Here is a 21,987-nt window from a genome sequence, read left to right as displayed (position 1 = left end):
GAATGAATCCGAGGACACACCTTGTCTCGCATAACCAAAGATCAATCCAAACAATTGGACTCAATACGCGGTTTATCGGCCCTAATAGTATTGGCGGGGCACACCCACCAGGCCTTTATTCGCCCAACATTTAGCGAAACGTCTATTTATGTAAGTTTCCTAACTCAGTTCGCAGTAATGGTTTTCTTCGTACTAAGCGGATTCTTGATTGGAAAATCGATTTGCAACAACATTTCAACCAACGGTGATTTCAGCCTCGCTAAATATGCAAAAGATAGAGCACTTAGACTCTACCCTCCACTTATAGCTGCGATAGTACTGATGCTGATTTTGGCAATGCTAGCGCCGTATTTTTTTACAAGCGGAACAGCCAACTACTTAAGCATTCCAGGATTTAGTTTTATTCGGGAAACGTTCACAGCTAACGCAAAGCATATATATGGCACATTAGTATTTTTTAATGGATTCAAAACGACCACACCTGCGATTAACGGACCACTATGGAGTTTATCAATCGAAGCTTGGTATTACGTTATCGCAGCAGCAATTTTTTTATGGCCGACAAAAAAATTGCCGCTACCTTTCTTACTCTAATAACCATAGCAATAACTTATAAAAATCCGTTATTTTTTATTCTTATGCCGATTTGGCTTGCCGGCTTGGGCTTAGCTTTTATCCATCGCGAACGGCCAAAAATGAATAACAGTGTGTTTTTTTGTCTATTTATCATACTAACCATTGGAACAATATTTTCCATTTGGCTAGTACTTACGACAGAGGCAAACGACTCCAGCCCTTTAGGCGATCGCATGAATCACTTTAGGCTTATCTCTGGCCTATGGTTCGCTAGCTTTCTAGCGTTACTGCTGGGTAATGCCTTAAGATTCCCAACAATATTCCAGAGGACTGCGGCGTTTTCTTACACTCTCTATATAACTCACTTTCCAATCATTCTTTTTGTAGTCGGAATGACGCAGAAAATATTTATTCAATCGTTCTCCAATGCCCTAGCTTTATCACTTACAACAATGGTTATCGCCATTGTAGCCTCTATTTTTCTATCAAAAACCGTAGAAAACAAAAAACTCGTAGAAGACTTCATTTCCACGCATCTAAAAAAAGCAAAATATCTAAACAACAAGGTTCCATAAAGAGGATGAAGTTCTGGACCTAGCCTTGAGGGTATAATGACAAGACCATATTAGGGCACGCCATGCTGATTCTGGCCCAGTAGGATTACTCGCCCGGATCATTTGGCGAAGTTTGACCCTCAGACTCCCGGCACTTGGACTAAAAGCAAGCCGTTACGCTCTCGGGACAATATTCTGACTCGCTTACGGTCAGGGCTCGAGATGGCGCTGCTGGTAGATCCAGTCAACAATCTCTCCGTCCGGAGCGTAGCCACTGACGGTGTCACGAAGTAATTGACGGACTCGTGCATAATCGTCTTCTTCGATGGCGATGAGTAAATCTGCCAGCCTTAGCTTGAGGACATCCCAAGGCAGGAAGTCCTCATTGGCACTCATGATCATTGGATGCTGGGTCGCGACGACGTTGTCGCCTATCAACAATTCCTCATAAAGCTTCTCGCCGGGGCGCAAGCCGGTGAATTTGATTGAAATATCACCGTGCGGATTCTTTTCGGAGCGAACGCTCAAGCCAGACAAGTGAATCATCTTCTCCGCCAGCTCAACGATTTTCACCGGCTCGCCCATGTCCAGCACAAACACATCTCCACCCAAGCCCATGGAACCCGCCTGAATCACCAGTTGAGCTGCCTCGGGAATGGTCATGAAGTATCGCGTGATCTTGGGGTGGGTAACGGTCAACGGCCCGCCGGATTTGATCTGCTTATGGAACAGCGGAATAACCGATCCGGAGGAGCCCAGTACGTTACCGAAGCGGACCATGGTGAAGCGGGTCTTGTTAACTCGTGAGACGTTGGCCTGGTCACCGAACAGCACAGGGGCCAATTCACGACTCAATGCTTGCAACGTCAGCTCAGCGAGCCGCTTGGTGCTACCCATTACATTGGTCGGCCGTACAGCCTTGTCCGTGGAGATCAAGACAAAGTTCGACACACCCGCCTGCAATGCAGCCTGTGCAGTGTTCAGGGTACCGATTACGTTGTTCAAGACACCTTCGGCGATGTTGTGCTCGACCATTGGTACGTGCTTATAGGCCGCTGCGTGATAGACCGTGTCGACATTCCAAGTCTTCATCACATCGAGCAGTTTCTCTTGGTTGCGAACCGAACCCAAGATCGGCAATAGGCGAACAGATAGAGACTCCCGAGCGATTCGCGGCTCCAGTTCGGACAAAATGCTGTAGAGATTAAATTCGCTGTGCTCGAAAAGCAGCAGCGTGGTGGGTTTCAGCGCAAGGATCTGTCGGCAAAGCTCTGAGCCGATCGAACCGCCAGCACCCGTGACCAAGACCGACTGGCCTGTGATGCAATGTTCTAATAGATCAGGCTGCGCCGGCACTGCATCACGTCCTAGAAGGTCCGCGATATCCACTTCCTGGATGTCGTCCACCTTGACCCGGCCGCTGGCCAGATCCATGAAGCCCGGGACGCTGCGTACGTGCAATGGGAAGCCTTCGAGCAGGGTCAGGATTTCTCGACGGCGACCACGTGATGAAGAAGGGATGGCGAGCAGTATTTCCTGGGCGCCAGTCGCATCGATCATTTTTTGAATGTGGTTGGGTTGATAGACCTGGAGCCCTGCGATGACGCGATCGGCGATGCTGCTGTCGTCATCAATGAACGCGACAGGGCGCATCACCCGTCCCATGCGCAAGGCAGCGACGAGTTGGTTGCCTGCTGCGCCGGCGCCATAGATAGCAACCTTGGGTAGGCCATCGTCACGGTTGGTGAAGGGCACATGTTGGGCCGCGGTGAACCAGTCGCCCAGGAAGTATTGGCGCATCACGAGACGAAGCCCGCCGATCATGATCAGGCTCAACCACCAATAATTGAAGATAATCGAGCGCGGGACGACAGTCTTGTGGTTGCTGTACCAATACACCACTAAGGCCAATAGCAGCGCCGAAAGGCTCACTGCTTTACAAATAGTGATCAGCGCATCGTTACCAAAGTAACGCATGACAGCACGGTACATGCCGAAACGGATGAAAATAGGAATGGCGACCAGTGGAGCCGATGCGAACAGCCACAGATGCGTTTCGATCGGTGCAATCAACGCGTCGACACCCAGTCGCACGACAAACGCAAGCCACAGCGCAATCCAGACCAGCACAATATCCATGGCAACCTGAATTGCTCGCTTATGGCGCCTCGGGAGTCCCAACAAGACTGTTCTTAATTTATCCATGAATCCTTCCTGCACCCTGGCCAACTCCTAAACCCCGTCCGCCCTTACGCCGGTGGCAAACCACCGTGCGTTGGACAATCCATAACCGAAAAAAGCGAACCTAGCGTGAAATCAGGCCTTTTCAAGCTCGCCCGCATGAAACCTGACCGCAAGCATCACCAATGGCACATAAGCCACTATCAAAGCCAAGGCTCCGTCGATGTTCAACAATACGACGCATGCAGCCAACGGCAGCAGCCATAACAAATTGATTGCCATCACCGCCAAAGTCACAGGTAGATGCCGACCGAACTGACGCGAAGCGAACTGGTAGGCGTGGCTGCGATGAGCCTCGTAGACCTTGTCGCCACGAAGCAGCCGTCTTAGCAATGTGACGGTTGCGTCGACTATAAAAACACCGAGAAGGATCAGCCAAACCCATAAAAATTTGGATGAAACCCAGGCAGCCTGCAGCGACAGCATTCCCAGGATAATCCCGAGGAAGCCGCTACCCGCATCCCCCATGAAAATACGTGCGGGAGGGAAATTCCAATATAGAAAGCCAGCTACCGCCAGAGCGAGCAATAACGGAGCCACAATCAAAGATCCAAAACCTCCCAGCCAGTAAAGCAGACACGCCCCGAGACAGACGCAGATAGCCTCCACACTGGCAATACCGTCGATGCCGTCCATGAAGTTGTAGAGATTCAACATCCAAACCAAGTAAAGAACTGCCAGGACGTGCCCAAGCCAAGCCAGGTTAATTTCCACGTTAAACATTGTGATTACTGGCATCCCGCCTAGCCAATAAAGCGCCCATACCGATGCTATGAAATGTCCCAACAAACGCCAACGGGCAGCGATGTGGCCGTGATCATCGAGGAAACCGAGCACAGCGACTCCAGTTCCCGCCCCTAGCATTGACCACATAGCGTGCCAGGGCAGTAAATCGCTAGCGGCGAATATTGGCAGAGCCGCCAGGAAACTCAACACAATGGCCACGCCACCGCCACGTGGGGTTGGGGCGGAATGGGAGCTGCGGATATTGGGAACGTCAATCAGATTCCGGGCAAGGGCATACCTACGCAGCGCCCCGGTCAATGAAAGCGACAATAGTGCGACCAAAAGAAACATCAACCAAAAAGGCATAGGAAAACAAGCTCATAAATAGGATATTCAACGACCACGGGAGACGTAATCTTCTCCAGCTTTGAACAAAGCCTCCTCCGGACTCATCGGAGGACACCAAGATAAAATATCCCGAACCATGCGAGAGTCAATTGCAAGAGAACCGTAGAGTTGCTCATATGTGGTTTTACGTCCTAATAATGCTGCCCCCATCCGCACAAACATGTCGGGCAGGTAAAACAATCGCGCGTCACGTCCCATCCCTCTGGCGATGTATTGAATAATTTGAGTTGTCGATACATCCACCCCGTCGCTTACCAGAAATGTTCGGTTAGCTGCTGCATCATGCTCAAGACAAATCTGTACTAGGTCAACAAAATTCTCAAGCGCGACCATACTACGTTTATTGTCGACATTGAGAAAAGGGAGCGGAGCACCGCTTGCGATCAATTTCAACAACAATCCAAAATTACCAGGCGCGTTTCCTGCATAAATTAACGGCGGGCGCAATACAACCACCTCCATCGCGCTTCCGGAAGAAATGTCCTGAAGCCCCTTTTCTGCCTCAAGCTTTGACACGGCATAGTCTGCATGGGGGTTTAACGGAGAACGCTCGCTGAGGTAGCTATTATTTGTGACTGAGCCGTGTACGCCTATTGAACTTATAAAGATAAACCGCTTTACCCCGCAATCAGCAGCTTGGCGCGCCAAATTAAGCGTCGCGTCAACATTTACCTTCCTAAATGCTGTTAAAGGATCCTCATGCCTGTCATTTAACTTATGAGCTCTTCCTGCGACATGCACGACAATATCCACATCTTTCAGCAATGTAGTCCATCTGGTTTCAGCCGAAAGATCACCGATGCCTATAATTTGGGAGCCATCCGACATCATTTGCGTTAAGCGGGATGTGGCCAGAAGAGAATAATTAAGTCTCAGAGCTGTGCGTAGACTGTTTCCGACAAAACCAGTGCTACCCGTCAGGAGAACCTTTTTCATAATTCTCACTATTTAAAATAACTTGCCAACTTGAACGGCACCTTCATCGCCACCAACAAAATATTCGTGTAAATGCCATTCTCCCTGCAAGCCCTTACAATTTCCAAATTCTGATGTATCCGCCACCAAAAACCAGTTGTGCTTATACCACCCTCTCTCATTTTAACCATAACAGCGGAATGCCTTACCATTTTCACGCCTTTTGACATAAACCGGGCCATTAACTCGAAGTCCGCGGAGACTCGATACCCCAACTTATAACTTCCATACTTGTCGAAAAGCTCACGCCGAGCGTAAAAAGTAGGGTGAGGTATCATAAATCCGAAACGGACTTTCCAAGGCGAGAAGCCAGAAGAAGAATATCTGCGAGTCACAACATCCATCTCCTTGCGCTGCACAAATACCAGATCTGCATAGACGGCATCTGCGCTGGGGTTATTTTGCAGATGAGCAACCAGATTCTGGATCACATCACTACCAGCAAATACGTCATCAGAATTCAGTATACCGACAAAATCCCCGGTGGCGGCCTGGACGCCCTTATTCATGGCATCATATATACCTTTATCGGATTCGCTTATTACCTTAGAAATTCGCCCCCCGTATTCAGAGATCAGTTCGAGCGTGCCGTCCTTTGAGGCACCATCCACAATTATATATTCGATATCAGGGTATTGCTGCGACAAAACAGACTCGATAGTATCTCTGATAGTCTCAACACTATTGTAGCAAACAGTAATTATTGAAATCTTCAACACCATCAACTCCGACCGTATATATCTTCAAAACGAACAATATCATCCTCGCCCAAGTAGGTTCCTGATTGAACCTCAATAAGCTCTAAAGGAATGACGCCCGGATTTTCCAGGGAATGTATCTGACCTACCGGAATATAAGTGGACTGATTTTCCGTTACCAGATAACTTTTTTCACCGTTAGTTACACGAGCAGTTCCACTTACGACTATCCAATGCTCAGCGCGATGATGATGCATCTGCACTGATAATTTAGCGCCGGGATTTACCGTAATACGTTTAACCTGATAGCGCGGTCCGTTATCAACGGAGTCGTAGACACCCCAGGGGCGATAAACCTCACGGTGATTAGAGTATTCTGGTCGCTTACAACTTTTCAACTGATCGACTATCTTCTTTACGTCTTGGACGTCGTTTTTATGAGCCACCAATACAGCATCTTTGGTTTCAACAATCACCAAATCATCTACACCAATAGCGGACACCAGCCGATGAGTGGCGTGCAGATAACTGTTAGTCGTCCGTTCGGTGAGTACATCGCCTTTAAAAACGTTACCACCAGAGTCTTTGTCCGCCACGTCCCAGAGAGCTGACCAAGATCCCACGTCACTCCACCCCGCATCAAGCGGCACCATCACCGCATCAGAAGTGCGCTCCATGACAGCATAATCAATTGAAATTTCTGGACATTCAATGAAGGCTTCAGCGTTGATGCGAGTAAAATGCATGTCCTGTTGGGCACTTGCAAACGAAGCCTGACAGGAGCGAAGAATATCCGGTGCAAAGCGCCCTAGCTCTTGAAGATAACGGCTAGCTCGAAACATGAACATGCCGCTATTCCAAAAATACTCTCCACTCTCCAAATATTTCTGAGCCGTGGCGTAGTCAGGCTTCTCTACAAACTGGCTAACCATGTACCCGCCGCCTGTTATCTCCTTGCCCTTCTCCAGATAACCGAAGCCTGTTTCAGCATGAGTAGGCACTATTCCGAATGTGACCAGCTTTCCCAATTGAGCCAAAGCCAAAGCACGGGCGACGCTGGCATGAAATGCCTTAACGTTTCGAATTAGATGATCTGCGGGAAGGACAAGTAGGACCGGATCAGCTCCGGTAGCAGTAGCCTGCAATGCAGCTAACGCAATTGCTGGAGCAGTATTGCGCCCCGCCGGCTCAAGCACGATCCTCGCATCCTCCATTTCCAGCTGCCGCAATTGCTCAGCCGCAAGAAATCGGTGCTGTTCGTTACAGATCAGTATCGGCACCTCGTGAGCCAGCCCGTCCAGGCGTTGAATTGTGGACTGCAACAAAGACTGCTGAGCGTCGACCAACGGTAGGAATTGCTTGGGATTAAGCTGGCGAGAAAGCGGCCAGAGGCGGGAACCCATACCACCCGCCATGATTACTGGAAGAAACATACAAAGTTGTCCTTTAGGGCCCGCTGTCGAAGTGCTGCTGGCTTATTATCCAAGGCTAAATAGGGCAATTTCCATAAACCGGCCTAACAGCCGTCAATTCCTGACCTCTAGCTGATGCTCTACGAACCACTGGTACGCATCGCTTAGCCCTTCCTCCAGATCAATCGTTGCCTGCCAGCCCAACGCTCGGAGACGAGACACATCCAAGAGCTTACGTGGGGTACCATCAGGCTTGCTTGCATCAAAAGATAACAACCCGTTGAAGCCTGTGACCTTCGCAATAGTTTGCGCGAGTTCGCGTATGGTACAGTCTTTACCAGTTCCAACATTAATATGCGACAGCATAGGCCGAGTGTTGGCCTGATAAGTTGCCTCGTCAAGTTCCATCACATGTACGCATGCCGCGGCCATGTCATCGACATGTAAAAATTCGCGCATCGGGTTACCACTTCCCCAAATAACAACTTCTTCTTGGTTGGCTTGCACCGCCTCATGAAAACGACGTAGCAAGGCCGGAATTACATGGCTATTGCTCTGATGATAATTATCATGCGGCCCATAGAGATTGGTTGGCATTACGCTACGATAATCACGGCCATATTGACGATTGTAGCTCTCGCACAGTTTTATCCCAGCAATTTTTGCTACCGCATATGGCTCATTAGTTGGCTCTAAAATTCCCGTGAGCAAGGTCTCCTCCTTCATTGGCTGGGTCGCCTGCTTAGGATAAATGCACGAGGATCCTAGGAACAGCAAGCGTTGGACATCTGAATGATGCGCAGCCTGGATCACATTTGCCTGAACCATGAGATTTTCATATATGAAATCTGCGGGGAGCGTATTATTGGCATGAATACCCCCCACTTTGGCTGCTGCTAGATATACTTGATCAATTCGATTTTCCGCGAAAAAATCAAACACCGCCTGTTGATTTAGCAAATCCAGTTCATCACGACTGGCACATAAAATGGAGCGGTAGCCAAGAGCCTGAAGGCGACGTACGATGGCGGACCCCACCATGCCTCGATGGCCTGCCACGAAAATAGTCTGGTTTTGTTCGCGTGACATCATTAGTTCTCCAAAGCGACGGGAACATCATGGCCGTGTTGTTTGAGCAATGCATGACGCCGAGCCGCCTTGAGGTCCTCACGAACCATTTCTGCACACATTTGCTGTACGGTGATTTCCGGGACCCACCCCAGATTTTTCTTGGCTTTGCTTGGGTCCCCTAATAGGGTTTCAACCTCAGCAGGTCGGAAATAACGCGGGTCCACACGAACGACCACATCTCCAATATTTAGTGCAGGCGCGAGCTCACCGTCAATCCGCTCCACTAACGCCCGCTCCTCCACACCTTCGCCTTCGAAACGCAACGTAATCCCCAGCTCAGCTGCAGACCAACGCACGAACTCGCGCACGGAATACTGGACACCAGTAGCGATAACGTAATCTTCTGGCTTCTCCTGCTGCAACATCATCCATTGCATACGTACGTAGTCTTTGGCATGTCCCCAGTCACGAAGTGCATCCATGTTGCCCAGAAACAGGCACTGCTCCAGCCCTTGAGATATATTTGCTAAAGCTCGTGTGATCTTGCGCGTTACGAAAGTCTCGCCACGGCGCGGCGATTCATGATTAAACAAAATTCCGTTACATGCGTACATACCGTAAGCTTCACGATAATTGACCGTAATCCAATAAGCGTAGAGCTTAGCAACAGCGTATGGAGAACGCGGGTAGAAAGGCGTCGTTTCCTTCTGAGGAGTTTCCTGAACGAGGCCATACAATTCAGAGGTTGAAGCCTGATAAAAGCGCGTCTTCTTTTCCAACCCTAACAACCGAATAGCTTCGAGAATTCTCAGCGTACCCATCGCGTCTACATCAGCCGTATATTCAGGAGACTCGAAACTGACTGCGACGTGTGATTGTGCTCCGAGGTTGTATACTTCATCCGGCTGTACTTCTTGGATGATTCGAGTGAGGTTAGACGAATCGCTCAAATCGCCGTAATGGAGAACAAAATTACGGTTATTTACATGCGGATCTTGGTAAATATGGTCCACGCGTTGGGTATTGAATGAAGAGGCCCTACGTTTGATGCCGTGAACCTCGTAACCTTTCTCCAAGAGCAGCTCGGCAAGATAAGAGCCGTCTTGTCCAGTAACACCAGTAATAAGCGCTTTCTTAGCAGTCATTCTAAATTCTCCATATCGAGTTAATCAAATGCCTTTCAACATGCCTCTAACAACATCCGGCATTTTAAAAGTAGCATCCCACCCTAATTTTTTACGCGCTTTGGATGTATCAGCGCGACTAACCAAGAGGTCGGTGGGACGAAAAAACTCCTCGTCAACCACTACATGAGACTCCCAACTGAGCCCAAGACAGCTGAAGGCCTCTTGAACAAACTCCTCCAATGTTGCTGTATGCCCAGTCGCTATTACATAATCCTCAGGCTCATCCTGTTGCAGCATCAACCACATTGCCTCCACGTACTCGGGCGCCCATCCCCAGTCACGGGAAATATCCATACGACCCAACCGCAGCTTCTCAGAAGAACCAGAAGCAATACGCTTGGCAGTTGATATAATCTTCTGGGTTACGAAACGAGTGGGTCTCAACGGCGATTCGTGATTGAATAGAATCCCGGTGCAAGCATACAGGTTATATGCTTTTCGATAATTATCGACCAACCAGTATGCGGATGCCTTAGCAACTGCGTACGGACTGGAAGGCTGTAACGGCGTTAGTTCTGAAGCAGCCGCTCCTAATGTATCACCGAAACACTCACTGGACCCTGCGTGATACATACGCACAGGTCGTTCGGTCATACGGCAGGCCTCCAGCATATTGAGTGTCCCCAGTGTAATGCTTTGGATGGTTTCCGCTGGCTGCTCAAAGGATAACCCGACCGACGATTGACCAGCTAAATAATAGACTTCGTCGGGAGAACTTTTTTTCAAAGCCATAATGACGCTCCGAAAATCCTCGGGCACCATTGATAAAACCCTAATTCTGCCCTCAGGAATCCCGAGTGCCCTCCAGTTCTGGAATGACGCACCCTGAGCATCTCGTGAGGTAGCCCAAACAATATAATTTTTGCTCAGCAGGTAACGCGCTAGGTAGGAGCCGTCCTGCCCACTCGCACCGCAAATCAGTGCAACTTTTTGGTCAAATACCAAAACTCACCTCACCAATTTACTATAAACCGCCAGAGTATCATCGGCACAATTACTCCAGGAAAATCTCTTCAACCTTTCCTGGCCAATACCGGTCAATGTTTGCGCAAGAGACGGAGAGAAGGCGAGTTCCTCAATGACCGTGGAAATATTTTCTACCGAAGCGGGGTCAAAATAGGCACCTGCCTCGCCTACAACCTCAGGCATCGAGCTCGTATTGCTTAGCGCAACAGGACAGCCATTCGCCAGAGCCTCTAAGGGGGGAAGACCAAACCCCTCGTACAACGAGGGGTATACAAACACAGAAGCATTACGATAGAGCTCCCCCAGCGTCACATCCGACCCTCCCATTTGCTTGACCTGCTGCGCGTGGATAGCTAACCCACTGATCATATCTTTTTCAGTTTGGGAGAACCCTCCCCCTCCGAACGCTATGATATCAAATTCGTCCTTCAGTCGACTGGACGCTGCAAAAGCTCGTAGGAATCCAGAGAAATTTTTGTAACCGCCACGATTACCTACAAAAAGTAGATATGGGCGCCGCGCCGGACTCAAAATGGTAGTCGACGGAGAACCAGTTACAAAATTATCAAACCCCAGGTGCACGACTGAAATTTTTCCTGGGTCAACTGCGAACAGTCGTATCAGATCCTGCCGTGTACTTTCGGAAATACAAATCACGTGATCGGCTCGTTCAACCGCTTTTCGTTTGCGCATTGAAATATTCCCAAACTTAGAGAACTCATTGGGAAAAAGCTCGTGAACCATGTCATACACTGTCACTACCGCAGGAATATTTCTTCCACGCTTATCGAACACAGAATAGTAGGTTTCATGCACGACATCAGGATGCCATTTTTCAATTTTTCGATTAGCAACAAAATTATTATATAGTATAGTAGGTCGCATTAACTTGGAGGCCGACTTAGCAATACGCCGCCCCTCTACTAAGCCCTCATCAACTCCCTGCAAATATTCGTTGCAATGTAGCGGAGAGAAAATTTTAACATCATGGGAACTTTTAGAGAACTGCTCAGCCAAACGTACAAAGTACCTTGAAATACCACCATAGGCTTGCAAACAAAATATCTGATAATCCATAGCGATTCGCATTTATCTTCTTCCACATCAAGATTATAAAATAACAGCAATAAAAAACTAATACCCTTTAAATAACTGACTAGTCCCTCTAGCCCATCTCGCCCATTTATACACCGTACATCAACCGAAAAACAGCGCCTCCAAAAACATCAAATTTCGTTCGGCGGCAAAAATCGCTGATCATCTCGACTCTCAGATTTTATATGCCATGTAGCCATCAGCGCAGCCAATGAGACGTAAAGACAGGGAGAAAAATACCCATATCCGCGAAAAAAAAACTCGACGACATAACCAAACACCAAACCTTGAAGAACCATTATTTTTTTCGTCACGTCGCTTTTCAACGAAACCGAAGAGCTTGAACCAACCTTTATCAGCAAGCACACCAAAAACAATATATATAGGATTGCGAGCATCACTCCAACCAAACCAAATTCACTTATTATTTTCGCGGCGAGAAATCCACCACTTGTAATATTCATAAACTTACCTGTCAAATCCTCAAGCTTATATGATATATCACTTAGCTCGGTCCCTTCGTACCCTAGCATCTGAAAGCCAAGGCCTCTCCATTCCGTTGCATTGAGATTTATGTAACTTAAATCCCACCCCTGAAGCCACACCAAAGTTGTAATATTCTCCGTCCCCGAGAAGCTAAGACGACTGGAAAAGTACTCAACATCTGAAATAAAATAATAACCCACACCTAAAATTACCACCGGAGCAATCAACACCCCCCAACAAAAATAAATAGCTTGAAGCCGAACAATCATCACAACTATCACGATTACCACAAATAACAAAAATGTGAGACTCGGAAAAAGAAACGAGAATAAAATCATGTTTACAACCATATAAAGCCCAAAATTTCGGGAAGCAACAAAGCTATAACCCACGGCAAACATCCCATAACACACCGCAAAAAAACTTGGCTCAGAAAAAGGGAAAGGGTATTTTATTTTCTGCTCCCAACCGACAATTAAAAACTTATAAACAAGCCCAATCCAACCAAGGACAGCTAGAACATGAAGAAGCAGCATCAAAGATTTCTCCAACTCGCGCCATTCGGCCTTAGCCAGCCTACTTGAGAGCAAAGGAGAGGTTAGCAAGACAGCGATAAATGCCACTGCAGACAATGTTCTAACGTCACCAATAATATAATAAATATACAAAGAATTTAACATCAAAACACAGCAAACCGCCAAAACCCATAAAAACGTTTTGGTATGCAACATTCTGATCTGCTTAATATTTAGCCAAAACACAATCCAAGAGGCCAATATAAATCCCGGTGCAAGGGAGGACGTCTCGAATAGAACATATATCGCGTTCGGCAAAAGAAGCATAACGATCAAAGATAAAGCGACACCTTTTATCGCGTATCTTTCTTTAGATCTATTCATTTTGACCGTTTCATGATCAATCACCTCAGAGCAAAGCTCGCGTTTGGAACTGTTAATAAACTCTCTTAGCCCCGCAACCACTAAACCCCAACGTCTATAATCGTTTTGAAACCTCGGGCTACACAGGCCAAGTTTTCAGGTGTTATACATGCAGGGTTTGAGTCGGGGTCGCTAATAACCCCTTTGAATATCCGAGCCGACAGCCAATCCTCGTACTCCAATAAAGTCATTTTATCTTTTCCGTGCTTCTTCGAAGTTTCAATTATTTCACCAAGCGAAGAGACCTTAAACTGATCAATGGACAAGTGATGGCACAGGGCAAGCTCGTTAAAAAAAGCCTTGGCAAATGTAAAAGAGGGAACACCTAGTAAGGCTGCCTCATAAGCAGCCGTACCGGAAACGGTGACCACCGCCTGTGCATTCTTGATTAGTTTATGACTATCCTCATTCTCCCCAATTAAAAACACATTGTGAAGCCGAGTCACCTTATTATAAAAAAATATAGACCTGTCGCCTATTGCATTGCTGTGTTCCTTCACTAACAACCGCCAGCCATCCGGTAAAGCACGCCATATATTAAGAATATTGACATATTGATCGTCGTAATAACGACCAATGACATCTACAGAGGCCTCCGGTTGTTTATGCAACGGATACAATACATAGCGCACATTCTCTGCGCAGCTAGTTAAATCTCGCTTTTTGACGATTCTATATAATTCTCTATTGAACTCGCGCGCAAGGTGCTTTATTAGCTTTTTGGGCTTTGAATGCAACATCGCCGGGTTATCACTCTCATGATTTTTCCCGACTATAAAATTCATCAAACGTTTTATTCTATCACCCAAAGAAAAATACTTATTAACAAGCTGGTTATTCAAGCCTAGATAGTCAGGCTTAGCCAAAGTAATTTTTATATGCTCATAATCCATACCCGACGAACGGGCAGTCAGTTCCGACTGTTCTTCATCACTAAAAAAAGCGAAATGTCCCGAGGGCATGCGTACCGTATGTGGTGAGAGATAACGGCAGTTAAGTGATGGAAACATTTTTGTTATTCTGAGGATGAGCATTTCATGCCCCCAGGTAACCTCACCAAAAATATTTGCAATCTTATTGTTATTTACAAAATCGTATATCGGCTTCTGTACCCCACTCAAATAACTATGAGCCCATACCTGTTGCTCTTTTAGAGACCTATCACCAAATATAATTTCGTTCAGCCTAAAATTTGCGATAGGATCGCCGGATGCCCCTCGGCTTAGTAAAAGAACTTTATCTTCGCCGTATTCTACTTCCAGCTCTCGCTTCAGCTTGTCACTGACGGTTATCCAATATACTGAGACCCCGACCTTGGCCAGCTCCTGAGCGATACCACGAAAGAAAACTGTCTTTTTTTGATTGGCCACGAAGCAAATATTTTTACTCATTACTATACTCTATGCGTGCAACCATAAGGACGTCATTTAATCTAAGAACCTTGCCTGGGTTATTCCACGCCCCATAACAAGTACAACAAAAACTTTTCAAATTATTCGATTATCAGGCTCTGCAATTAAATTTATAAGCACAGGAGAGTTAGCCTCGATATCACACTTAACTTTTCTTCCGACAATACTGCTTAAATATTTTGGAGCCAAGCCAAAACCGGGGCGAACGCTACGTATACTGTCGCTCGTAATTACCTCGCCCTTCTTTAGGGTTCTAACAAAATACAAGGAACGTCTGAACTGCACGTTCCCTTGTTCACTGGATTTACGACCGTAATTAATATTGCCTAAAGCCGCCCATGCCGTTTTGCTATCCCGACAGAGCGCTACAAGCTCCGCAGGCTCGAGTGAAAAACTGTCATCAGGACCGCCGCCGCTGCGATCAAGGGTAAAGTGTTTCTCGATAATCGCCGCCCCCAGTGCAACGCTTGCAATCGCCGTTGTGTTGTCTAACGTATGGTCGGATAACCCTGTTACCAAACCATGGCGGTTGATCATGTCTGGTATCGTCCGTAGATTATAATCTTCTGCCGGAGCTGGATAACCACTAACACAGTGAAGAATAGCCAACTCTTCACAGCCGCCCTCCCGCGCGGCCTCAACAGCCTCGGCTATTTCATCCGCGTCCGCCATCCCTGTTGAAATGATCATTGGTTTACCAGTAGCGGCCACGTACTTAATCAAAGCTAAATCAACAGCCTCAAAAGAGGCTATTTTATAAGCAGGTGCATTTAGATCTTCCAATAGATCTACAGCAGTGGAGTCAAACGGCGAGCTAAACATAGTTATATTCAGCTTTCGGGCATAATCAAACATTGGACGATGCCATTCCCAAGGCGTATGAGCCCATTCGTAAAGCTGATAAAGTGTTTTACCGTCCCATAGACCGCCCTTAATCTGAAAGTCCGGTCCATCAGAATTAAGTGTAATTGTATCAGGGCGGTAGGTTTGAATTTTCACGGCATCTGCGCCAGATTTTTTTGCCTCTTCAATAATCCTAAAAGCAGAATCTTTATTACCATTATGATTCGCCGACATCTCCGCAATTATATAAGGAGGGAAGTCAGATCCGATTTTTCGACCATCGATAGAAATAAATTTATTCATCATCAACCCTCTCTAAACTTACTTTATATTTAAAACCGTGCATTCTAAAAAAAGCAGGGAATCGATCGGGATCGCTGATTCGCATTAAATCGAATTGGTTACTTATGCTTTGTTCTGGATCCAATTCACTATCGTCAGGATTGCGCTTTGGGTAATACGAAGAACCCACCTCCGCTTGAACGACAGGACGCACACAATGAAAATTCTCAACGGCAAATGTCATCAACTGACTTTCCGCCTCGAATAGAAGAGCATTGATTTCATGACATAATAGATGCTTTGGAACTTCGATCTTTAATTTCCGCCAAACACGCCCACTATCAACTTTGTCTTCCGCCTCTAATAACGTAACGACTAGTTGATCAGCTCCCTCTAGGATAGTCCATACATGAGGACTCCATCCCCGCCCCTGTGGTAAATCGCTTGCATGAATTACCAGCGTTTTTTTAAATTTGTTACGATCGACAGCCTCAATTATCTCTCCACAAGAGATAAGAAAAAGTATATCGCCCGACTCTAACTGAGACTTACTTCTGACCAGAACCACATCGTGCTGCGTCTGATGCAAATCTAACCAGCATTTCAACATATGATTGACGGGATGCGTTTCAGAACTACAAAAAATAGTGATTTTCATTTTTGCGCTTTCCCAAGCCACGACACAAGCGCTGCGCATCCCGCTCCATCTGTGACTGTAGCTGCCGCAGCGCTCAGTCGCTCCAAGAGCGATGGATCTTGCAGCAAGGCGTTGACTGAGTTAGTAATTTTCTCATTAAACGAAGGACTTTCAGGACTGCCCAAGGAGATAGCACTTCCACTATCTTGCAACGCCTTGCCGATCCCCATCTGGTTAGCAGCGAGAATCACAAATAGAGAAGGTAGTCCTAAACAGCACCTTTCCCATGATGTGCTACCTGCTGCGCCAATTGCCAAGTCACTGACCAACATTACTTCAGCCATATTATCGATATTACTCAAAACTTTTGTCGGATAGGGCATCGTCGCGGCCAGATCTTTAACATTTTTCAACCAAGGCGAAGTCCCCCCCATCACAACCGTGATGTTTATACTTGAGCGTAAATTTAAAGCACTTAAAGCCAGCATAATACGACTGGTTACGTTTTTTTCATCTACCCCCCCCATAGTTATGATTATATTTTTGAGAGAGGACGACGCTCTACGGCTTAAACTTTCATTGCGCAGCTCTGCAAAATCTTTTCGTAACAGCGCGTACCTGGGCCCGATTAATAACTCACAATCGGACGGAACATAAAATTTGTAATCTAATGGTAGTCGCCCTAAGTTTTGATCAAGCAACAGATCGCATAGATGAGCACGGTCCGCTAGGTCATCTATCACCATTAGTTTACGGCTGTACCTAACTGCTACTTTTTCCCACTGTTCGTCCAACGAGTAATGATCAACAACGAGCCAATCCGGCCTTAGCATTTCCAAGATGAGCTTGCTAGCATTTGCATCCTTCAGCTGTGTAGTTCCCAACCAATCTGCGTGGGATGGGGAGGGTGTGCGCACTGATTGCTTTTCGCTGAACTCAAGATCGGTCCGCAGCTTGTGAACTGGGAAACTTTTACTTTCAATATAACTAATCAAATTACCCGGATGTTCCCGACAAATAAAATGACATTCGGCGCCTACGGCTTTTAGCGCTTCAGCCAGCGTAAGACAACGCATAACATGCCCACTGCCAATCAGCAGCGAGGCATCTGCCCTGAATACTACCGTCATGCCTTTCATGCTTTGGCGCTTTCCGCTTGAAAGGCTTTATACATCCATTCAGCACGAACCCAATCTTCTGGGGTATCGATGTCTTGCACGCGGTGGCGCGGCAGCACCACGGCGCTGGACGCTGGGCTGAAAATCACATGCCCAGCCAGCCAAGCACTTGCCAGCCCCCAATAGAATTGCCCGGCGTCGTGGTAGCTCTCCTCCAGATCCTGGGAGCGAGTGTTGAAGTGCTCGGCGTGGAACATTTCCACACCTCCGTTTTCAGTCAGGCGAATCGCTCGCTGAATTGGGAATGCATAGCTGGTAACTGAAAATGCGTATTGGCTGCCCGTTCGCTCAAGAGTCGCCAGACCTCGCTGCAAATCTTCAGGGCTGACGAACGGGGCTGTCGCATAAAGGCAGCAAACCTGCTGGGCTTCAAACCCATCAGCCCTGAGACGTTCAATTGCTTGCTGAATAACCGGTATTGTTCCGGTGTAGTCGTCAGCCAACTCAGCTGGACGCATGAATGGAACGCTGGCTCCGCAATCACGCGCAACACCGGCAATCTCTTCGTCATCCGTAGACACAATGACCTTATCAAAACAGCCACTCTCGAGCGCCGCCTCGATTGACCAAGCGATCATTGGCTTGCCACAAAACATCTTGATGTTTTTTCGCGGGATTCGCTTGCTGCCGCCCCGGGCAGGAATGACGGCAAGTTTCATGCGTTCACTGCCTGATTAATGGCAGCTACCACCTGGTCTTGCTGTTCATCACTCATGGTCTGGAACATCGGAATGCTGATAGCTTCGCGATAGTAATCCTGGGCTACCGGGAAATCTTCCGGCTTGAACCCCATCTGTGCGTAGTACGGCTGCGTATGGACAGGAATGTAATGCAGGTTCACCCCAATCCCCTGCTCCCTCAGGGATTCGAACACTTGACGGTGGCTCTTGCTGATCTTGTCCAGCTGTAGCCGAATCACGTACAGGTGCAGGCCTGAATAACTGTCGGGATGTTGCCATGGGACAGTTACGGGCAACGCCGCGAGCAGATCGTTATAACGCGCCGCCAATTGGTGACGCCGAGCAATGTATTGATCCAGACGCTCCATCTGGCTGACGCCCAAGGCCGCCTGCAGTTCGGTCATTCGGTAATTGAAACCCAGATCGATCTGCTGGTAGTACCAAGGGCCGTCGGACTCGTGAGTCATTTGCTGCGGATCGCGAGTAATCCCATGGCTGCGCAAAAGCGCCATCTTGTTCGCCAGTTCGGCATCATTGGTCAACGCCATCCCGCCTTCCGCGGTAGTGATGATTTTTACCGGGTGAAAGCTGAATACGGTGATGTCGCTATATTTGCCGCTTCCGATGAACTCGCCTTGGTATTTTCCACCGATGGCATGAGAGGCATCTTCAATCACCATGAAGCCATAGCGCTTGGCGAGCCTATGGATTGCCTGCATGTCGCAGGGCTGGCCACAGAGGTGTACCGGCACGACCACCTTAGGCAGCGTACCCTCTCGCTCAGCCTTTACCAGCTTGCGCTCCAGCGCTTGGGGGCAAAGGTTGTAGGTTCGAGGATCGATATCAACGAAATCAACCTGGGCACCGCAATACAAACCACAATTCGCAGAAGCTACGAACGTAACGGGACTCGTCCATAAACGATCACCAGGACCCAGCCCCAAGGCGAGGCATGCAATATGCAGCGCCGATGTAGCGCTATTCACTGCAAGCGCATGGCTAGCACCCACATGGGCAGCAACCTGTTGCTCAAAACGAGGCACCATTGGCCCCTGGGTGAGGAAATCAGATTGCAGTACACCGACAACCGCGTCGATATCGGCTTGGGTTATGTCCTGGCGACCGTATGGAATCATGGATCAGATACTCCCGATCTTCGCTTCGTTGGCAGTGATCCAGTTGCCTAGATCCTCGTCGCTCATCCACTCGGTATTGTTATCACTGGCGTAGACGAACCCTTCCGCGACTTTCTTGCCGTCCTTGATACGTTTCGGGCAGGTCGCCCAGTCGTTGATGACCGGCAGGATCTTGAAATGCTCGGGATATTCGTAGGTGTAATAGGAGTCCTCGGCGCTGATCATCTGCTCGTGCAGCTTTTCCCCCGGGCGGATGCCGACGATCTTTTGCTTGGCGTCCGGGGCGACCACGCGGGCGAGGTCCGTCACCTTCATCGAAGGGATTTTTTTTACGTAAATTTCGCCGCCTTCCATATCCTCGAAAGCGTGCCAAACCAACTCGACCCCTTCCTCCAGCGAGATCATGAAGCGAGTCATGCGCTCATCGGTAATCGGTAGCTCGCCCTTGTCCTTGATGGACATGAAAAAGGGGATGACCGAGCCGCGCGAGCCCATGACGTTGCCATAACGCACGACGGCCATGCGAGTTTCGTGGCCGCCTGCATATGAATTACCGGCAACGAATAATTTATCGGACGCCAACTTGGTAGCACCGTACAGGTTGATCGGGCTACTGGCCTTGTCGGTGGACAACGCGACAACACGCTTGATGCCCTTATCGATACAGGCGTCGATCAGGTTCATGGCGCCGTTGATATTGGTTTTGATGCACTCGAAAGGGTTGTATTCCGCTGTCGGTACGATCTTGGTAGCAGCTGCGTGCACGACGTAGTCAACGCCATCAAGGGCGCGATAAAGACGCTCTTTGTCGCGAACATCGCCAATAAAGAACCGAACGCGCTTATCGCCTTCGAATTTCTTCGCCATGTCCCATTGCTTCATTTCATCACGGGAGAAGATGATGATCTTCTTCGGGTTGTACTTGGCCAGGGTCATCGGCACGAATGTGTTACCGAACGAGCCGGTACCACCGGTAATGAGAATGGTCTTATTGGTGAACATTGACGCGTCCCTTGGTTGCTTCCTGCCCGAAGTCAGGATTGAAATAAACGATAAGGCGCCGGAGTCAGGCGATGGAAACTCCAAGCCTTCCAACACAGGATGAAAAAGAAACTGATGCACAACCCCAGCGGCACAGCCAGCTGCGGCCGGTACTGCGCGAAAATCCAGGTAGCCAGAACGAATATTAGCAAACTGGCAATGTGGCTATGGATGATAGGCCTGTCACGCCCTTGGGCGTACAAACCATAATGCGGAACCATGCCTAGCGCATATAATACCGTAGCCAGCAGGATCCAGACGAATAAGCCTTGCTGTTCAGCATAGAGCGGCTTACCAAGCCAATCCAACAGGTGACCTATCGCCAGCAATCCAACCATCGCAAAAAGCCCTGAAAGGGCCGCAGTCTGAAGGAGTAGCTTGCGAAAGCTCCGGCGAAACCCGTCGCCATCGGACCGCTGGTACGAACTGATCAAATCAGGGTAAATAAACGCAAATACACCAGCATCAAGGAACGAAATTAGCGCCATGCTGATGCCCGTAAACAGGACATAAGCGCCCAACACCTCCATACCCGCCAATGCTTGAAACCAGTATCGATCCAGCGTGAAGAGGCCTCGAATCGCTAACGTCGCAACCAGGAGCGCAAAGGCTATCTTCAGCCCTTTAATGATCCAAGCCCAATCTACCTCCTGTCGCCATCCGTCGAGCCCCATACGCTTGATTCTGCAAATACCTAGAAGCAGAGCTATCCCCCCACCCACTGCCCAAGCCCCAAATACGACGTCAAGGTCTCGGGCCTCAGGCATGACAAACATCAGCCCAGTAACCAGGACCGCCCAGACTCCTGAGCGAAAAAACAGCATGAGACTGGCATAGAGCTGATCCGACACCGCAACCAACAAACGACCTAGCTCCTGAGTAAGATGCTCGAGTATCAGCAGCGCAAAAAACCAACCGATAACGCTCATCGGCAACAGATCTTCAACAAAGATCAAACTCAACAGTGGCAGGAAAATCGCGTAGAGGAGCACGGTCAAAGCGGCTTGGGCTTTGATCACCCCACCCCATTCCTCGCGACCTCGCTTGAGCAGCTCACGGGTACTGTAGGTATAGAAATCGAAACCCAAGAGATATAAGGAATATCCCACCGTTGCCGTCAGCAAGCCATAGATACCCAGCTCAGCCGGCTCGAGAAATCGGGCAAGAAAAAAGATAAGTAAGAATTTGCTGGCTAACGTCAAGCCGCGAATCGCTACGTTGGACAGTTGCAAGAAGTGATTATTGGACATTAAGCTCAATCAGTTAATATACGGGGCAATCGGCGAGAACCTGGCCTAGCTTGACCTTCAGAACACGGATTGCTTAGTCGGTCACGGTCCAAAACCCATACGCTCGTCAGATTATTATTCGGGGCAAGTGCATAATTGTCGGCCATGCCAAATGGAAGCGCAACATGAATGCTTACACATCTTTTGCAACAAGCC

Annotated in this window: 20 protein-coding genes; 2 read left to right on the top strand and 18 right to left on the bottom strand. The window is 48.3% G+C overall.

What is annotated here, in order from left to right; translation table 11 throughout:
* The first annotated feature begins 21 nt into the window (after nt 1-21).
* Together AB4N42_RS12000 and AB4N42_RS11995 are read left to right on the top strand one after the other, a co-directional pair.
* Complete coding sequence (locus tag AB4N42_RS12000) at nt 22-594, top strand: acyltransferase family protein (RefSeq protein ID WP_460116241.1); 573 nt, start codon at nt 22-24, stop codon at nt 592-594.
* Entirely contained in the window at nt 555-1,151 is a 597-nt protein-coding gene (locus AB4N42_RS11995) for a hypothetical protein (RefSeq protein WP_460116240.1), read from the top strand. Before AB4N42_RS12000 ends, AB4N42_RS11995 begins: the two co-directional genes overlap by 40 nt.
* 189 nt (nt 1,152-1,340) lie before the next feature.
* Here the strand turns inward: AB4N42_RS11995 and AB4N42_RS11990 are convergent, their stop codons facing one another.
* From AB4N42_RS11990 to AB4N42_RS11905, 18 genes are all read right to left on the bottom strand, one after another.
* Complete coding sequence (locus tag AB4N42_RS11990; RefSeq protein ID WP_460116239.1) at nt 1,341-3,335, bottom strand: polysaccharide biosynthesis protein; 1,995 nt, start codon at nt 3,333-3,335, stop codon at nt 1,341-1,343.
* Between the two features lie 111 nt (nt 3,336-3,446).
* Complete coding sequence (locus AB4N42_RS11985; protein WP_460116238.1) at nt 3,447-4,463, bottom strand: MraY family glycosyltransferase; 1,017 nt, start codon at nt 4,461-4,463, stop codon at nt 3,447-3,449.
* 27 nt (nt 4,464-4,490) lie between these two features.
* A complete protein-coding gene (locus tag AB4N42_RS11980; RefSeq protein WP_080628509.1) occupies nt 4,491-5,441 on the bottom strand; it encodes an NAD-dependent epimerase/dehydratase family protein in 951 nt (316 codons plus the stop codon).
* Nucleotides 5,442-5,449: 8 nt separating this feature from the next.
* The gene (locus tag AB4N42_RS11975; RefSeq protein ID WP_261978081.1) at nt 5,450-6,202 is read right to left on the bottom strand and encodes a glycosyltransferase family 2 protein; all 753 of its coding nucleotides are present in this window, start codon (nt 6,200-6,202) and stop codon (nt 5,450-5,452) included.
* Nucleotides 6,202-7,611, bottom strand: coding sequence for a mannose-1-phosphate guanylyltransferase/mannose-6-phosphate isomerase (locus AB4N42_RS11970; protein WP_460116237.1), 1,410 nt, complete (start codon nt 7,609-7,611; stop codon nt 6,202-6,204). Before AB4N42_RS11970 ends, AB4N42_RS11975 begins: the two co-directional genes overlap by 1 nt.
* A gap of 93 nt (nt 7,612-7,704) precedes the next feature.
* Nucleotides 7,705-8,679 (bottom strand): GDP-L-fucose synthase, encoded by a 975-nt coding sequence (gene fcl / locus AB4N42_RS11965; protein WP_460116383.1) that lies wholly within the window; start codon nt 8,677-8,679, stop codon nt 7,705-7,707.
* Between the two features lie 2 nt (nt 8,680-8,681).
* Nucleotides 8,682-9,806, bottom strand: coding sequence for a GDP-mannose 4,6-dehydratase (gmd, locus tag AB4N42_RS11960; protein WP_460116236.1), 1,125 nt, complete (start codon nt 9,804-9,806; stop codon nt 8,682-8,684).
* A 24-nt stretch (nt 9,807-9,830) separates the two neighbouring features.
* Nucleotides 9,831-10,793 (bottom strand): GDP-mannose 4,6-dehydratase, encoded by a 963-nt coding sequence (locus AB4N42_RS11955; RefSeq protein WP_460116235.1) that lies wholly within the window; start codon nt 10,791-10,793, stop codon nt 9,831-9,833.
* 3 nt (nt 10,794-10,796) lie between these two features.
* The gene (locus AB4N42_RS11950) at nt 10,797-11,903 is read right to left on the bottom strand and encodes a glycosyltransferase family 4 protein (protein WP_460116234.1); all 1,107 of its coding nucleotides are present in this window, start codon (nt 11,901-11,903) and stop codon (nt 10,797-10,799) included.
* Nucleotides 11,904-12,040: 137 nt separating this feature from the next.
* Nucleotides 12,041-13,294, bottom strand: a complete 1,254-nt coding sequence (locus tag AB4N42_RS11945) for a hypothetical protein (RefSeq protein WP_460116233.1) — start codon at nt 13,292-13,294, stop codon at nt 12,041-12,043.
* Between the two features lie 80 nt (nt 13,295-13,374).
* Entirely contained in the window at nt 13,375-14,724 is a 1,350-nt protein-coding gene (locus AB4N42_RS11940) for a capsular polysaccharide export protein, LipB/KpsS family (RefSeq protein WP_460116232.1), read from the bottom strand.
* Between the two features lie 96 nt (nt 14,725-14,820).
* The gene (pseI, locus tag AB4N42_RS11935) at nt 14,821-15,891 is read right to left on the bottom strand and encodes a pseudaminic acid synthase (RefSeq protein ID WP_460116231.1); all 1,071 of its coding nucleotides are present in this window, start codon (nt 15,889-15,891) and stop codon (nt 14,821-14,823) included.
* Complete coding sequence (locus AB4N42_RS11930) at nt 15,884-16,528, bottom strand: formyltransferase family protein (RefSeq protein ID WP_460116230.1); 645 nt, start codon at nt 16,526-16,528, stop codon at nt 15,884-15,886. Before AB4N42_RS11930 ends, pseI begins: the two co-directional genes overlap by 8 nt.
* On the bottom strand, nt 16,525-17,646 hold the full coding sequence (gene pseG, locus AB4N42_RS11925) for a UDP-2,4-diacetamido-2,4,6-trideoxy-beta-L-altropyranose hydrolase (protein ID WP_460116229.1): 1,122 nt from the start codon (nt 17,644-17,646) through the stop codon (nt 16,525-16,527). The genes AB4N42_RS11930 and pseG overlap by 4 nt, the downstream gene beginning before the upstream one ends.
* Nucleotides 17,643-18,344 (bottom strand): pseudaminic acid cytidylyltransferase, encoded by a 702-nt coding sequence (gene pseF, locus AB4N42_RS11920; RefSeq protein WP_217860034.1) that lies wholly within the window; start codon nt 18,342-18,344, stop codon nt 17,643-17,645. Before pseF ends, pseG begins: the two co-directional genes overlap by 4 nt.
* Nucleotides 18,341-19,501, bottom strand: coding sequence for a UDP-4-amino-4,6-dideoxy-N-acetyl-beta-L-altrosamine transaminase (gene pseC, locus AB4N42_RS11915; protein WP_217860035.1), 1,161 nt, complete (start codon nt 19,499-19,501; stop codon nt 18,341-18,343). The genes pseF and pseC overlap by 4 nt, the downstream gene beginning before the upstream one ends.
* 3 nt (nt 19,502-19,504) lie before the next feature.
* Nucleotides 19,505-20,503 carry a UDP-N-acetylglucosamine 4,6-dehydratase (inverting) gene (pseB, locus tag AB4N42_RS11910; RefSeq protein WP_198797559.1) on the bottom strand — a complete coding sequence of 333 codons (999 nt, stop codon included), beginning with the start codon at nt 20,501-20,503 and terminating at the stop codon, nt 19,505-19,507.
* Between the two features lie 32 nt (nt 20,504-20,535).
* The gene (locus tag AB4N42_RS11905; protein ID WP_460116228.1) at nt 20,536-21,792 is read right to left on the bottom strand and encodes a lipopolysaccharide biosynthesis protein; all 1,257 of its coding nucleotides are present in this window, start codon (nt 21,790-21,792) and stop codon (nt 20,536-20,538) included.
* Nucleotides 21,793-21,987: the final 195 nt, after the last annotated feature.

The sequence above is a fragment of the Pseudomonas sp. H2_D02 genome, from assembly GCF_054677635.1.
The sequence above is the reverse complement of the archived record's forward strand: the minus strand, read 5'-3'. Positions and strand labels throughout refer to the sequence as shown.

What these genes read in the sequence shown, in the direction of transcription:
- gmd (WP_460116236.1), bottom strand. Translation starts at nt 9,806, where the DNA reads ATGACTGCTAAGAAAGCGCTTATTACTGGTGTTACTGGACAAGACGGC.
- fcl (WP_460116383.1), bottom strand. Translation starts at nt 8,679, where the DNA reads ATGTCACGCGAACAAAACCAGACTATTTTCGTGGCAGGCCATCGAGGC.
- AB4N42_RS11945 (WP_460116233.1), bottom strand. Translation starts at nt 13,294, where the DNA reads ATGAATAGATCTAAAGAAAGATACGCGATAAAAGGTGTCGCTTTATCT.
- AB4N42_RS11905 (WP_460116228.1), bottom strand. Translation starts at nt 21,792, where the DNA reads ATGTCCAATAATCACTTCTTGCAACTGTCCAACGTAGCGATTCGCGGC.
- AB4N42_RS11990 (WP_460116239.1), bottom strand. Translation starts at nt 3,335, where the DNA reads ATGGATAAATTAAGAACAGTCTTGTTGGGACTCCCGAGGCGCCATAAG.
- pseF (WP_217860034.1), bottom strand. Translation starts at nt 18,344, where the DNA reads ATGAAACTTGCCGTCATTCCTGCCCGGGGCGGCAGCAAGCGAATCCCG.
- AB4N42_RS11930 (WP_460116230.1), bottom strand. Translation starts at nt 16,528, where the DNA reads ATGAAAATCACTATTTTTTGTAGTTCTGAAACGCATCCCGTCAATCAT.
- pseC (WP_217860035.1), bottom strand. Translation starts at nt 19,501, where the DNA reads ATGATTCCATACGGTCGCCAGGACATAACCCAAGCCGATATCGACGCG.
- AB4N42_RS11950 (WP_460116234.1), bottom strand. Translation starts at nt 11,903, where the DNA reads ATGCGAATCGCTATGGATTATCAGATATTTTGTTTGCAAGCCTATGGT.
- pseG (WP_460116229.1), bottom strand. Translation starts at nt 17,646, where the DNA reads ATGAAAGGCATGACGGTAGTATTCAGGGCAGATGCCTCGCTGCTGATT.
- AB4N42_RS11940 (WP_460116232.1), bottom strand. Translation starts at nt 14,724, where the DNA reads ATGAGTAAAAATATTTGCTTCGTGGCCAATCAAAAAAAGACAGTTTTC.
- AB4N42_RS11970 (WP_460116237.1), bottom strand. Translation starts at nt 7,611, where the DNA reads ATGTTTCTTCCAGTAATCATGGCGGGTGGTATGGGTTCCCGCCTCTGG.
- AB4N42_RS11980 (WP_080628509.1), bottom strand. Translation starts at nt 5,441, where the DNA reads ATGAAAAAGGTTCTCCTGACGGGTAGCACTGGTTTTGTCGGAAACAGT.
- AB4N42_RS11995 (WP_460116240.1), top strand. Translation starts at nt 555, where the DNA reads ATGGCCGACAAAAAAATTGCCGCTACCTTTCTTACTCTAATAACCATA.
- AB4N42_RS11975 (WP_261978081.1), bottom strand. Translation starts at nt 6,202, where the DNA reads ATGGTGTTGAAGATTTCAATAATTACTGTTTGCTACAATAGTGTTGAG.
- AB4N42_RS11985 (WP_460116238.1), bottom strand. Translation starts at nt 4,463, where the DNA reads ATGCCTTTTTGGTTGATGTTTCTTTTGGTCGCACTATTGTCGCTTTCA.
- pseB (WP_198797559.1), bottom strand. Translation starts at nt 20,503, where the DNA reads ATGTTCACCAATAAGACCATTCTCATTACCGGTGGTACCGGCTCGTTC.
- pseI (WP_460116231.1), bottom strand. Translation starts at nt 15,891, where the DNA reads ATGAATAAATTTATTTCTATCGATGGTCGAAAAATCGGATCTGACTTC.